Origin of the sequence: Glaciihabitans arcticus (assembly GCF_004310685.1) — a bacterium.
In the GTDB taxonomy this organism is placed as follows: domain Bacteria; phylum Actinomycetota; class Actinomycetes; order Actinomycetales; family Microbacteriaceae; genus Conyzicola; species Conyzicola arctica.
The window spans coordinates 674,016-687,035 of sequence record NZ_SISG01000001.1; the positions used below are offsets into that span (position 1 = coordinate 674,016).

Genomic DNA, 13,020 nt, shown 5'->3' on the forward strand with positions numbered 1-13,020 from the left:
ACTGACGAGAAACGTTGGGTTGTGGTTCATCCTCACGAATGATTCATTTGGATCATGGCCCGCGTTATGGTTACGGGCACGCTGTTCCGAGCTGGGGGTTTTGAGTGGTCATCGCACGCACGTGGGTCTTTCCGATTTTGCGCATCCTGCTTCTCATGGTGGTGGCGGTGGCGCTCGTGAAGTTCGCATTCTTCCCCGATAAGCCGGTCGAAGACAACTCGCAGTCGCCGAGCGCGGAGATCGTTGAACCGCAGATCCCGGTCGCTCTGGGAACCGTGCAGAACGACGTGTCGCTCGCCGGCAACATCGCCGCGAACCCGGCCGTGGCCGTTCCGGCGACGGCAGCGGGGGAGGTGCACCGTGTGCACGTCAAGGCCGGACAGAAGGTCAAAAAGGGCCAGCTCATGGTCGTGCTGCGCAGCGAGACGTTCAGTGACGACGGCACGAGCGTGCGCAGGTTCGTCAACGTGAAGGCTCCGGTTGCGGGCACGGTCTCCAACCTGACCGCACTGGTCGGCCAGAGCTTCGTCGTGGGAGACCCGATCGGGCAGATCGCGCCGCCGTCGTTCACGGTGAGCGGGAGCATCCCGCCCGAACAGCTCTATCGACTGCTCACGCAGCCCAAGACGGCTGAGGTGACCATCAACGGTGGACCCGCCCCGTTCACGTGCACCAACCTGCGCATCACGTCGCCGCTGGCCGGCGAGGAGCCCGGTGAGGGCGAGTCGAGCGGTGGACCGCTGGTGCAGTGCGCGGTTCCGGCAGACGTGCGCGTCTTCCCGGGGCTGACCGCGACGATCGTGATCGCCGGCGGCATCGCCGAGAACGTGCTCGTCGTGCCGATGACCGCGGTCGAGGGCACCGCCGAGACCGGCAACGTGTACGTCGTGGTCGAGGGCGGCGAGCCAGAGCTGCGCGCCGTGACCCTGGGCCTGAATGACGGCATCAACGTTGAGATCAAGGACGGCCTCGAGGAGGGCGAACTGATCCTGCAGTTCGTCCCCGGGGCGCTCGGCGGCGAGGAGGTCCTCGGTCCGGACGGCATGCCGCTGCAACCGGGTGAGTGCGTCATCGACGAGACCGGTATGGAGATCTGCTCGGACGGATCACGGTGACCCTGCTCCGCCTCGAGCAGGTGACGCGTTCGGTGCAACTGCCCGACGCGCAGCCGCTCGAGATCCTCAAGGGCGTCAACCTGGTGGTCGACGTCGGCGACCACGTGAGCATCGTGGGCCGCTCCGGTTCCGGCAAGTCGACGCTGCTCAACCTGCTCGGTATGCTCGACGACCCGACGAGCGGCGAGATCTTCTTCGACGACGAACCCGTGCGCGCCCTGCGCACGGGGCAGCGCGACCGCAAGCGCGGCGCGGACATCGGCTTCATCTTTCAGCAGTTCAACCTGCTGCCCGGCCGCACCGCCCTCGAAAACGTGATCACCCCGCTGCTCTACGCACCGGCGAAGCAGTTCTGGTCGCGCCGACGCCTCGCGATGGAGATGCTCGACCGCGTGGGCCTGTCGACGCGCATGGATTCCATGCCCGAGAAGCTGTCGGGCGGTGAGCAGCAGCGCGTCGCGATCGCCCGCGCGCTGGTGCGCCGACCGCGACTGATCCTGTCGGACGAGCCGACCGGCGCTCTCGACATCGAGACCGGCGAGTCGGTGATGGCGCTTCTGGATGAAGTGGCCGAGCAGTCGGGCGCTGCCCTCATCACGATTACTCACGACGCAAACGTCGCGGCTCTCGCCCGGCGTCACTACCGGCTGGATAGCGGCGTGCTCACCGGAGTCGACATCACCAAGGCGCTCGCGCAGTCCGTTCCGGAGGTGACCCTGTGAACGGGTTCTTCGCCGGGCTGGTCGGCGCTTTCGTGGAGGCGTGGGCCGAGCTGCGCATCCACAAGACAAGGGTTCTGCTCAGTCTCATTGGTGTGGCAGTCGCGGTCGCGGCTATCACCGGTGTGGTGGGGGTCGCGGCGATCGCCGAGCAGGCGCAGCGGGAACAGTACGAGGCCCAGGGTGGCCGACCCGCGCTGCTGTTGGTGAGCGCATACAGCGAGAGCGGGGATCCGATCGACACGGCGGAGTTCGCCACCGCGTTCGACACCGCCGCGGAGCGCTACAAGATCGGTCACACGGCCCGCAACGGCTACGGCACAAAGCGCGTGCAGTTCGTGGACGGCGTGCTCGACGTGAACATCATCCTCACCGACGTCAATTACGCGGTGATGCACCGCACCACAGTGGGGGAGGGCGCGTGGTTCACCGACGCCGACGAGCAGCGTCTCGCCCCGAACCTCATCGTCAACCATTTCATCTGGGAGAAGATGGGTTCACCCGACCTGCGCACCCATCCCACCCTCGACCTGCTCGGAGACGGTACGGTCACGGCCGTCGTCACCGCCGTGATGCCCAAGCAGCAGTACGAGGACTACCCCGAGATGCGGATGCTCTACTCGGCGTGGGAGCGCATCGCGACGCCCGCCGAGCTCGAGGCGAACCCGCCGAGCTATGAGGCGTGGGTTCCGCCGGCGCTCGCTCGCGACCTCACTGACCTTATCAAGCGCGACGTGGCCGGAGCGCTCGGCACCGGCGTCATGGTCGATGTGTCCCGCCAGGACTACGCGGGCTGGGCCGACCAGGCCGGCGGCGAGGATCCACTGTTGCCGTTCAAGATCGTGGTCGGCGGCGTCTCTGCGCTTGTGCTGTTCCTTGGCGCGCTGAGCCTCGTCAACATCTCGCTCGTGACGGTGCGGCAGCGAATCCGAGAGATCGGCATCCGCCGCAGCTTCGGTGCGACGGCAGGCCGGGTGTTCTTCGCGGTCATGATGGAGAGCATCGTCGGCACGATCGTCGCGGGCCTCGCGGGCGTCATCTTCGCGGTGCTCGTCGTCTCGAACGAGTGGGTGCGCGCGCAGGTTGCGCCGCAACTGCAGGACGTGCCCGGCTTCCCGGTCGAGGCGGCCGTGCTGGGCATGATCTGCGCGACGGCGGTCGGAGCCCTCGCGGGCCTCCTTCCCGCCCTCGTCGCGGTGCGCGTCAAGGTGATCGACGCCATTCGTTACTAGCTGACACGCGCCCCGTCTAACCGGGCTGTGGCGGTGGTTGCAGGTACCGTGGAGCGCATGGCTACGAGCACGAGATCGACCCCGCGCGCACGCACGTCGTCGACCCGCGCGCGGTCGGCTGCGAGCAAGAACGCACCGACCAAAAAGCTGCCTGCGACGCGGGCTCAGTCCAAGACGGTTGCTCCGGATGAACCGGGCCTCCTGACCACCGCCTGGCAGGGTCTGGCACACGTCGTCGGCGGCGCCGCGCGCGTTCTCGGCAAAGAGACCCTCGCCAAGGAGGAGCGCCGCGACGGCGTTCCCTTCTTTGTCTTCCTGCTCGCGATCGCCGGTGCGGTCATCGAGTGGTTCCAGACCGACGACATCGCTTCGGCCCTCAGCGCGTACACGTTCGGCGGCCTGTTCGGCCGGGTCTCCTTCGCGCTGCCTGTGATCATGCTGTTGTTCGCGATCTGGCTGTTCCGCCACCCCGCGAGCGTGCACGACAACGGCCGCATCGGCATCGGCCTCGCGGTGCTTCTCACGAGCGTGAGCGGCCTGTGCTTCATCTTCGGCGGCCAGTCCGCCCCCGCCGACGGCATCGAGGCCGTCGCGCTCTCCGGCGGTATTCTCGGCTGGCTGCTCGCCGGCTGGATGGTCGCCATCGGAACCGCCTGGCTGGCCGTGCCGCTGGTGCTCGCCCTGCTTGTGCTGTCGCTGTTCATCATCACCAAGACCCCGCCGAACAAGATCGGCGCGCGCCTCGGTGAGCTCTACGCCTACCTGTTCGGCACCGAGGTGCCCGAGCCGAAGAAGAAGGCCGACGGATCGACGTCGACGACGAGCCTCGAGTTCACCGATCTCGACAGCCTGGGCCTCGGCGCCGGCGATGACGACGATCCCGCGAGCCTGCCCTGGTGGCGTCGCAATAAGGCCCGCTCCAACGACCAGGCCTTCGACTCGCCCGTCATCGGCCGCGACCAGGCCACGGAGATCGTCGGAGCCGTGGCTCCCGCCTCGTCTCTCAATGACTCGGCCGACTTCGGCATTCAGCTCTTCGACGAGCTCGTGAAGGCCGAAGACGCCGTCAAGCGATTCACCGGAGAGGTGGAGCCGCACCAGACGGGAATCCGCGAGGACGGACCCGTCACACCCCTGCCCGGCTTCACGACCAAAGCCAGCGAGAAGGGTGAAGCGGGAGAGTTCGATGGCCCCGAGCCCGTGGCATCCCCAGCACCGGCGAAGCCTCGCGGCAACACCGCGCCGTATCGCCTGCCCGTCGCCTCGCTGCTGACGCCCGGCACGCCGTCGAAGGCCCGCAGCTCTGACACCGACGAGGTGATCGCCTCGATCACCGAGGTACTTAAGCAGTTCGCAGTGGATGCCTCAGTCACCGGTTTCAGCCGCGGACCCTCGGTCACGCGCTACGAGCTCGAACTCGGCCCGGGTGTCAAGGTCGAGCGGGTCACCGCACTCGCGCGGAACATCAGCTACGCGGTCGCGAGCAACGAGGTCAACATCCTCTCGCCGATTCCGGGCAAGAGTGCGATCGGCGTGGAGATACCGAACAAGGACCGCGAAATCGTATCGCTCGGCGACGTGCTGCGCTCGAATGCGAGCACCAAGAGCGTGCACCCCATGACCATCGGTCTCGGCAAGGACGTCGAGGGCGGCTTCGTCGTCGCGAACCTCGCGAAGATGCCCCACCTGCTCGTCGCCGGCTCCACCGGCTCGGGCAAGTCGAGCTTCGTGAACTCGATGATCACGTCGATCCTCATGCGGGCGACGCCGGCCGAGGTGCGCATGGTGCTCATCGACCCGAAGCGCGTCGAGCTCTCCATCTACGCGGGTGTGCCGCACCTCATCACGCCTATCATCACGAACCCGAAGAAGGCCGCCGAAGCGCTCGCCTGGGTCGTGAAGGAGATGGACATGCGGTACGACGACCTCGCGTCGTTCGGCTTCCGCCACATCGACGACTTCAACCGTGCCGTGGTCGCGAACGAGATCGTGCTGCCGGTCGGCTCCGAGCGCAAGCTGTCGCCGTACCCCTACCTCCTTGTTGTGGTGGATGAGCTCGCCGACCTCATGATGGTCGCCCCGCGCGACGTCGAAGACTCGATCGTTCGCATCACCCAGCTCGCGCGCGCCTCCGGTATCCACCTCGTGCTGGCCACGCAGCGGCCGTCGGTGGATGTCGTCACGGGCCTCATCAAGGCCAACGTGCCGTCTCGCCTGGCGTTCGCGGTCTCGAGCATGACCGACTCCCGGGTCATCCTCGACCAGCCGGGCGCCGACAAGCTGATCGGCCAGGGCGACGCGCTGTTCCTGCCGATGGGTGCCTCCAAGGCGATCCGCGTGCAGGGCGCGTGGGTGCAGGAGGAGGAGATCTCCGAGGTCGTCAAGCACGTCATCGCGCAGGCACGCCCCGAGTACCGCGAAGACGTCGCCGTCGTCGCCGAGAAGAAGGTGGTCGACGCCGACATCGGTGACGACCTCGAGCTGCTGCTCGCCGCGACCGAGCTCATCGTCAGCACCCAGTTCGGCTCGACGTCGATGCTGCAGCGCAAGCTGCGGGTCGGATTCGCCAAGGCCGGCCGCCTCATGGACCTGCTCGAATCGCGCGAGATCGTCGGACCCTCAGAAGGTTCCAAGGCTCGCGACGTGCTGGTGACAGTGGAGCAGTTGCCGTCTGTGCTCGCGCGGCTCCGCGGAGGGGACGAACCGTCTCCGGCACCGGCTGCACCGCAGCGCGACCTGGTCGCCGAATCTCTCGAAGAGGAACTCAGCGGATACGATGAGGTCGAGGCCTCGTCGGATGAGGATGCCTGGAACCTGACCGACCGGGAGTAGCGCGTGGCCACAGAATCTGGCGTTCCGCGCTACGGGACCATGCGGGGTCGTGTGCTCAGCGCGGGCGATACCCCCGCGAGCAACGCGAACATCGCGAACATCATCACGGTGATCCGCATCCTGCTTGCACCGCTCTTCATCTGGCTGCTGCTGGTCGACAACGGGCAGCTGGGGGTCGAGCGTTGGCTCGCTGCCGGCCTCTTCATCTTCGCGATCGCGACGGACAGCCTCGACGGCATCCTCGCCCGCGGCCGCAACCTGATCACGAATGTCGGCATCATCCTCGACCCGATCGCTGACAAGGTGCTGACCCTCGGTGCGCTCATCGGGCTGTCGATCCTGGGGGAGCTGTGGTGGTGGGTGACCATCATCATCGTCGTGCGCGAGCTCGGCATCACCATCTTCCGGTTCGCTGTGCTGAGCAAGCGCGTCATCCCGGCCTCCCGCGGCGGCAAGCTGAAGACGATCGTGCAGTCGGTCGCCATCTCCCTGTTCCTCACCCCGCTCTGGGTGTTCCTGGGCGACTGGGTGCTGTGGCTCAACTGGGTCGCTATGGCCGCAGCCTTCGTGCTGACCGTCTACACCGGCATCGACTACCTCGTGCAGGCGTACAAGCAGAACCGTTCTTCTCGTGTCTGACCTTGCTGCCGACCTGATCGCCACGCTCACCGAGCGCGGTCTCACCGTCGCGGTGGCGGAGTCGCTTACGGGCGGCCTGCTCGTGGCTGAGCTGATCAGACCTGCCGGTGCCTCGGCGGTGGTTCGGGGCGGAATCGTCGCGTACAACACCGAGCTCAAGGCCAGCCTGCTCGCGGTCGACGTGAGTGTTCTCGCTGTGCATGGGCCGGTGCATCCCGATGTCGCACGACAGATGGCGGCAGGCGTACGTTCGGCCCTCACGGTCGACGGTCTGCCGGCCGACATCGGCATCGCCACGACCGGAGTCGCCGGCCCCGACCCGCAGGGCGGGCAGCCGGTCGGCACGGTCTTCGTCGCAATCGCCATTGGAATCGAGATCCACGTGCTGGAACTTGCCCTCGAGGGGGACCGCGAGGCCATCCGATCGGCCGTCGTCTACGAATCATTGTTAGAGCTCACGAGACTGCTGACTATCTCGGATTAGCGGCGGGAATAGCCGTCGTTTCGATCGCGTTACATCTCGTGGATTCACAAGCGCCACACAGTGACCTCTGGTTAGAGTTCATGCAGGTGGTGGTTGTAGTGTTACTGCTCCATCGGTCGATTACCCTTCGGTCGTCGGTACAGGGCACACAGTCATGAGGAGGGTCCAATGGTTCTAGTTCGTCAGGAAATCGGAGACGTGCTCCGCGACTTCCGTTTGCAGAAAGGCCGCACCCTGCGTCAGGTTGCGTCGCGCGCGAGCGTTGCACTCGGATACCTGAGCGAGGTGGAGCGTGGCCAGAAAGAGGCAAGCTCCGAGATCCTCGCCTCGGTGGCAGATGCTCTCGATACTCCTATCTCCGTCATCATGCGCGAGGTCGGCGACCGCCTGGCCGTCATCGAAGGCGTTGTCTTCGAGACCGTCTCGTCGATACCCGACACTCTGCCCGACGACCTCGTGGCCGAGTTCGATTCGGAGCTCGTCAGCCGCTGATTTTCTCAGAGGATGCCCCCGCTCATGGCGGGGGCATTCCTCGTTAAGGGTTAGGTTTGTTCGATGCGCGTGAGTGAGTTCTGGACGGCGGTCTCCGACGAGTTCGGCGAACTGTACGGACGCGTGCTCACGAGCGACCTGGTGCTGAGTGCCGTCGGCGGCATGACCGCCGTGCAGGCGATCAAGGCCGGGGTTGCGCCGCGCGAAATCTGGCTCGCCCTCTGTGAGGCGTCGGAGGTTCCCGAGTCGCGGCGCTACGGCGTGGGGCAGCGCGAGCCCAAGGAATAGTCGCGACACACCTGTTTATCGTTCGAACACTGGTTCGAATATGGCTAGGCTCCTTCATAGCGTCTCTCGAAGACGAGTTGTCCACCATCGGGCACGTCGGTCCACCGGAATGTCGGCGGCCACGCATACGGTGGGACGCAACTGAAACATCAGCCTTTGTCGGGAGGCTGGGAACCTTGCACGATCGGTTCCCGGATCAGCGACAGCCTATGGGCAGCAACCCACGATTTCCAAGGAGCACGAAAATGGCATCAGCAGCAGACCGCGAAAAGGCCCTCGACACCGCCCTCGCCCAGATCGACCGCCAGTTCGGCAAAGGTTCGGTCATGCGCCTCGGCAGCGACGAACGAGCGCCCGTAGCCGTCATCCCGACAGGCTCCATTGCGCTGGATGTCGCGCTCGGCATTGGCGGACTCCCGCGCGGCCGCATCGTCGAGATCTACGGCCCTGAGTCGTCGGGTAAGACAACCCTGACCCTGCACGCGATCGCCAACGCCCAGCGCAATGGTGGAATCGCAGCCTTCATCGACGCGGAGCACGCCCTCGACCCCGAGTACGCGCAGAAGCTCGGCGTCGACATCGACTCGCTCCTCGTCTCGCAGCCTGACACGGGTGAGCAGGCGCTCGAGATCGCCGACATGCTCGTGCGTTCGGGATCCATCGACCTCATCGTCATCGACTCCGTCGCAGCACTCGTGCCCCGCGCCGAGATCGAGGGCGAGATGGGTGACACCCACGTTGGTCTCCAGGCGCGCCTCATGTCGCAGGCGCTGCGCAAGCTCACCGGTGGCCTCAGCCAGACCAACACCACGATGATCTTCATCAACCAGCTGCGCGAGAAGATCGGTGTCTTCTTCGGAAGCCCCGAGACCACCGCGGGTGGAAAGGCGCTCAAGTTCTATGCGTCGGTCCGCCTCGACATCCGTCGCATCGAGACGCTGAAGGACGGCACCGAGGCAGTCGGTAACCGCACCCGCGTCAAGGTCGTCAAGAACAAGATGGCGCCGCCCTTCAAGCAGGCCGAGTTCGACATCCTCTACGGTGTCGGAATCTCCCGCGAAGGCAGCCTGATCGACTTCGGTGTCGAGCACGAGATCGTGCGTAAGTCCGGCGCCTGGTACACCTACGACGGTGACCAGCTCGGACAGGGCAAGGAGAACTCGCGCAACTTCCTGCTCGCGAACCCCGAGATCGCCCTCGAGATCGAGCAGAAGATCATGCGCAAGCTCGGTGTCGGTGCAGAGGCGAAGGAACAGAACGCCAAGATCGCCGCCGACGCCGCCAAAGCAGAGATCGCTGCGGAGGCCGCGGCCAAGAAGGCAGCAAAGGCGCCCGCGTCCAAGGCTCCCGCTGACCTGCCGGTTCTCCAGACCGCAGTAGGCGAGTAGTCCGTGACCTCCGACGGGCTGGCCAAAGTCAGCTACCTCTTCGGCCCACCCCCCGGTGCCGAAGAAGAGCAGGCCGAGGCCAGCCCGGCGGAGGCATCCTCCTCCGGCAACGATGGTTGGTTTGAAGAGACCGCCGAAGAGCCGGAACCCCTGCCTCCGGTCGCAACCAGCGCTCGCGAGCGCGCCTGGATCCGCACCGAGGCTACGCCCGAGCGCACTGCGCCCCGCTCGTCCGGCCCCGTCTTCACCGAAGAGCCGGTACCTGCAGCCCCGGCCCGCACCGACCTGAGCAAGCTGCCCAACTTCATCCAGAACCCGGCAGCGCCCACGAGGGTCGCGCGCGATGTCCCTGAAGACGACTTCGCCGAGCCGGAGCAGCCGACCAAGGCCGAACTCAAGACCGAGCGTCGCGCCAGCAACGTCAGCCTCAACGCACTCGCCCGCAAGGGCATGTCGATGAAGGAGATGCAGAAGCTGCTCGAGCGCCGCGAGATGGAGCCCGAGGTCATCGAGTCCGAGATCGCTCGCCTCGAAGGAGTCGGTCTGCTCGACGACGCAGCCCTCGCCGAGAACCTGGTCCGCACGCTGCAGGACCGCAAGGGCCTCGGCAAGTCGGCGATCATGGCCGAGCTCCGCCGCCGCCAGGTCGGTGACGAGGCCATAACCGCGTCCCTCGAAGACTTCGACGTCGACGATGAGCTGGAGCGTGCCATCGAGGTCGCCACGAAGCGCGCCGGCCAGCTCCGCTCCTACGACGACGAAACCGCCAAGCGTCGCCTCAGCGCCTACCTCCAGCGTCGCGGCTACGGCGGCTCCGTCCTCTCCGCAGCGATGAAGGCCGCCTTCGAGCCGGGCTCCGGCCGCGGCCCCCGCTTCAGCTAGACCCGCCCCGCCGCGAGGCCACTCGGGCAACTGCACCGTAAACTTGACCCACCATGACCCTGCTCGAAGCACCCGCCCTGCCCGGCGCAACGGAGAAGCCCCGCACCTACGAGGTGCGCACCTTCGGCTGCCAGATGAACGTCCACGACTCCGAGCGTCTCAGCGGCTCCCTTGAGGCGGCCGGCTATACCCGGGCAGACGGGCAAGAGGCTGACATCGTCGTCATCAACACCTGCGCCGTGCGCGAGAACGCCGACAACAAGCTCTACGGAACCCTCGGCATGCTCGCCGACATCAAGCGCCACCACGAGGGCATGCAGATCGCGGTCGGCGGATGCCTCGCCCAGAAGGACAAGAACGTCATCCTCGAGAAGGCACCCTGGGTCGACGTCGTCTTCGGCACTCACAACATGGGCGCCCTGCCCACCCTGCTCGAGCGAGCGCGCCACAACGGTGAGGCTCAGCTCGAGATCCTCGAGTCGCTCGACATCTTCCCCTCCACCCTGCCCACGCGTCGCGAGTCCACCTACAGCGGCTGGGTCTCCATCTCCGTCGGCTGCAACAACACCTGCACCTTCTGCATCGTGCCCGCCCTCCGCGGCAAGGAGAAGGACCGCCGCCCCGGCGAGGTGCTCGCCGAGATCCAAGCGCTGGTGGATGACGGTGCCATCGAAGTCACGCTCCTCGGACAGAACGTCAACTCCTACGGCGTCGAGTTCGGCGACCGTCAGGCGTTCAGCAAGCTCCTCCGCGCCGCCGGCCAGATCGAGGGACTCGAGCGAATTCGCTTCACCAGCCCGCACCCCGCCGCCTTCACCGACGACGTCATCGACGCCATGGCACAGACGCCGAACGTGATGCCGCAGCTGCACATGCCGCTGCAGTCCGGATCCGACGCCATCCTCAAGGCGATGAAGCGCAGCTACCGCTCGACCAAGTTCCTCGGCATCCTTGACCGGGTGCGCGCGCAGATCCCGCACGCCGCCATCTCCACCGACATCATCGTCGGCTTCCCGGGCGAGACCGAGGAGGACTTCCAGGAGACCCTGCGCGTTGTGGAGGAGTCGAGGTTTGCCTCCGCATTCACCTTCCAGTACTCCATCCGCCCGGGCACGCCCGCCGCGACCATGGACAACCAGATCCCCAAGGCGGTTGTGCAGGAGAGGTACGAGCGCCTCACCGCCCTGCAGGACCACATCTCCCGCGAGGAAAACCAGAAGCAGGTCGGCCGCACCGTCGAGGTCCTGGTGTCCGCGACCGAGGGCCGCAAGGCCGCCGAGCGCAACCGCATGTCCGGCCGCGCCGAAGACTCCCGCCTCGTCCACTTCGACGTGCCTGCAGGCAGCGAGACCCCGCGCCCGGGCGACATCGTGAGCGTCACCATTACCGAGGCGGCGAGCTTCCATCTGGTGGCGGATGCCGCACCTGGCCAGCAGCTCACCATCCGCCGCACGCGCTCCGGTGACGCCTGGGATCGCGCGGAGGCCGAGTCCTGCGCCGTGCCCGCCCCGAGCGCCGACGGCAAGAAAACGGTAAGCCTTGGCTTGCCGAGCCTGCGCGTCGGACCGCCCGCGACCGTGAGCACGATCCCGATCTACGACGTCACCGACGGCCAGCGCTGACCGTGCTCGTCACCATCGTCGGCGCAACCGGCACCGGCAAGTCGGGGCTGTCGCTCGACTTAGCCGAGGCGTTAGCGAAAAGCGGCAAATCCGCCGAGATCATCAACGCCGACGCGATGCAGCTCTACCGCGGGATGGACATCGGCACAGCGAAGTTATCCGAGGGGGAGCGCCGTGGCATCCCGCACCACATGCTGGATGTGCTGGATCCCAGCGAGGAGGCGAGCGTCGCCGCGTTCCAGGTGGACGCGCTTGCGGCCATCGCGGGTGTGGAGGAGCGTGGCGCCATCCCGATTCTGGTGGGCGGTTCGGGCCTGTATGTGTCGAGTGTGATCTACGACTTCCAGTTTCCGGGAACGGATGCCGCGATTCGCGCGCGGCTCGAGGACGAGCTCATCGCGACCGGGCCGGGGATGCTCTACCAGCAGCTGCTGCAGAAGGACCCGGCGGCGGCGGAGGCGATCGGCCCGAGTAACGGGCGGCGGCTGGTGCGCGCGCTCGAGGTGATCGAGATGACGGGGGAGCCGTTCGGGTCGGGGCTGCCCGACGAGAACGCGTACTGGCGCGACACCGTTGTGTTCGGGCTGGCCGCGCCGCGCGAGGAGCTCGTGCCGCGGCTGAACGAGCGGGTCGTGCAGATGTGGCGCGATGGGCTGCTCGGAGAGGCCGAGCGATTACAGCAGCAGATCATCGGCGTTACCGCAGCCCGCGCGATCGGCTATGCGCAGGCATTCGCCCAACTCAGAGGCGAGTTACCCCAAGAAGACGCCATCGAGCAGACCGCCGCCCTCACGAGGCGCTACGCGCGGCGGCAGGTCGGCTGGTTCCGCCGCTACCCGGGCACGACCTGGCTCGACGCCGGCGACCCGCGAAACGTCGAGTCGGCGGTGGCCGCTATCGTGGCCGCATGACTTTTGCGAACGTGGGCACGCTTGGCGCCGTCCCGGGCGGGCGCGACGAGCTGGTGACTCATCTGACCCAGCGCAGCGACGCGCTGGCAAGCATCGGCTGCCTCGCCTACGAGGTGGGCGTGAACGACGAGGAGCCGAACACGGTGTTCGTCGTCGAGCTGTGGGAGAGCGCGGAGGCACACCGGGCGTCGCTGCAGCTGCCGGAGGTGCAGGCGTTGATCCACGCGGCGCGTCCGCTGCTGTCGGGGGAGTTCGGCGGGTTCCGCTTCGACGTGGTCGGGTCGCCGCTCCGCGACTGACCTTCGGGATTAGGTTTTCGAGATCGCACAGAGTTCCACCCAACGGGCAGATACATCGAACGCGCACCCACGGGCGACTTTAACGATGCGAACAACCGCGAAAATCTAGACCAGGGA

At 66.5% G+C, this 13,020-nt stretch carries 13 protein-coding genes; all 13 read left to right on the plus strand.

Features of this window, described 5'->3' with window-relative positions; all coding sequences use genetic code 11:
- The first annotated feature begins 104 nt into the window (after nucleotides 1–104).
- Entirely contained in the window at nucleotides 105–1,115 is a 1,011-nt protein-coding gene (locus EYE40_RS03065; RefSeq protein WP_130980569.1) for an efflux RND transporter periplasmic adaptor subunit, read from the plus strand.
- A complete protein-coding gene (locus EYE40_RS03070; protein ID WP_130980570.1) occupies nucleotides 1,112–1,837 on the plus strand; it encodes an ABC transporter ATP-binding protein in 726 nt (241 codons plus the stop codon). The genes EYE40_RS03065 and EYE40_RS03070 overlap by 4 nt, the downstream gene beginning before the upstream one ends.
- Nucleotides 1,834–3,066: an ABC transporter permease gene (locus EYE40_RS03075; protein WP_130980571.1), complete on the plus strand. Its 1,233-nt coding sequence runs from the start codon at nucleotides 1,834–1,836 to the stop codon at nucleotides 3,064–3,066. The genes EYE40_RS03070 and EYE40_RS03075 overlap by 4 nt, the downstream gene beginning before the upstream one ends.
- A gap of 57 nt (nucleotides 3,067–3,123) precedes the next feature.
- Complete coding sequence (locus EYE40_RS03080) at nucleotides 3,124–5,898, plus strand: FtsK/SpoIIIE family DNA translocase (protein WP_130980572.1); 2,775 nt, start codon at nucleotides 3,124–3,126, stop codon at nucleotides 5,896–5,898.
- Between the two features lie 39 nt (nucleotides 5,899–5,937).
- A complete protein-coding gene (gene pgsA / locus EYE40_RS03085; protein WP_130982736.1) occupies nucleotides 5,938–6,537 on the plus strand; it encodes a CDP-diacylglycerol--glycerol-3-phosphate 3-phosphatidyltransferase in 600 nt (199 codons plus the stop codon).
- Entirely contained in the window at nucleotides 6,530–7,021 is a 492-nt protein-coding gene (locus EYE40_RS03090) for a CinA family protein (RefSeq protein ID WP_130980573.1), read from the plus strand. Before pgsA ends, EYE40_RS03090 begins: the two co-directional genes overlap by 8 nt.
- A 168-nt stretch (nucleotides 7,022–7,189) precedes the next feature.
- Nucleotides 7,190–7,513: a helix-turn-helix domain-containing protein gene (locus tag EYE40_RS03095; protein WP_130980574.1), complete on the plus strand. Its 324-nt coding sequence runs from the start codon at nucleotides 7,190–7,192 to the stop codon at nucleotides 7,511–7,513.
- A 63-nt stretch (nucleotides 7,514–7,576) separates the two neighbouring features.
- Complete coding sequence (locus EYE40_RS03100; RefSeq protein WP_130980575.1) at nucleotides 7,577–7,801, plus strand: DUF3046 domain-containing protein; 225 nt, start codon at nucleotides 7,577–7,579, stop codon at nucleotides 7,799–7,801.
- A 245-nt stretch (nucleotides 7,802–8,046) separates the two neighbouring features.
- Complete coding sequence (gene recA / locus EYE40_RS03105; protein ID WP_130980576.1) at nucleotides 8,047–9,189, plus strand: recombinase RecA; 1,143 nt, start codon at nucleotides 8,047–8,049, stop codon at nucleotides 9,187–9,189.
- 3 nt (nucleotides 9,190–9,192) lie between these two features.
- A complete protein-coding gene (locus tag EYE40_RS03110; protein WP_130980577.1) occupies nucleotides 9,193–10,071 on the plus strand; it encodes a regulatory protein RecX in 879 nt (292 codons plus the stop codon).
- A 53-nt stretch (nucleotides 10,072–10,124) separates the two neighbouring features.
- Nucleotides 10,125–11,693 carry a tRNA (N6-isopentenyl adenosine(37)-C2)-methylthiotransferase MiaB gene (miaB, locus tag EYE40_RS03115; protein ID WP_130980578.1) on the plus strand — a complete coding sequence of 523 codons (1,569 nt, stop codon included), beginning with the start codon at nucleotides 10,125–10,127 and terminating at the stop codon, nucleotides 11,691–11,693.
- The gene (gene miaA, locus EYE40_RS03120; RefSeq protein WP_130980579.1) at nucleotides 11,690–12,604 is read left to right on the plus strand and encodes a tRNA (adenosine(37)-N6)-dimethylallyltransferase MiaA; all 915 of its coding nucleotides are present in this window, start codon (nucleotides 11,690–11,692) and stop codon (nucleotides 12,602–12,604) included. The genes miaB and miaA overlap by 4 nt, the downstream gene beginning before the upstream one ends.
- A complete protein-coding gene (locus EYE40_RS03125) occupies nucleotides 12,601–12,903 on the plus strand; it encodes a putative quinol monooxygenase (protein ID WP_130980580.1) in 303 nt (100 codons plus the stop codon). The genes miaA and EYE40_RS03125 overlap by 4 nt, the downstream gene beginning before the upstream one ends.
- The last annotated feature ends 117 nt before the right edge of the window (nucleotides 12,904–13,020 follow it).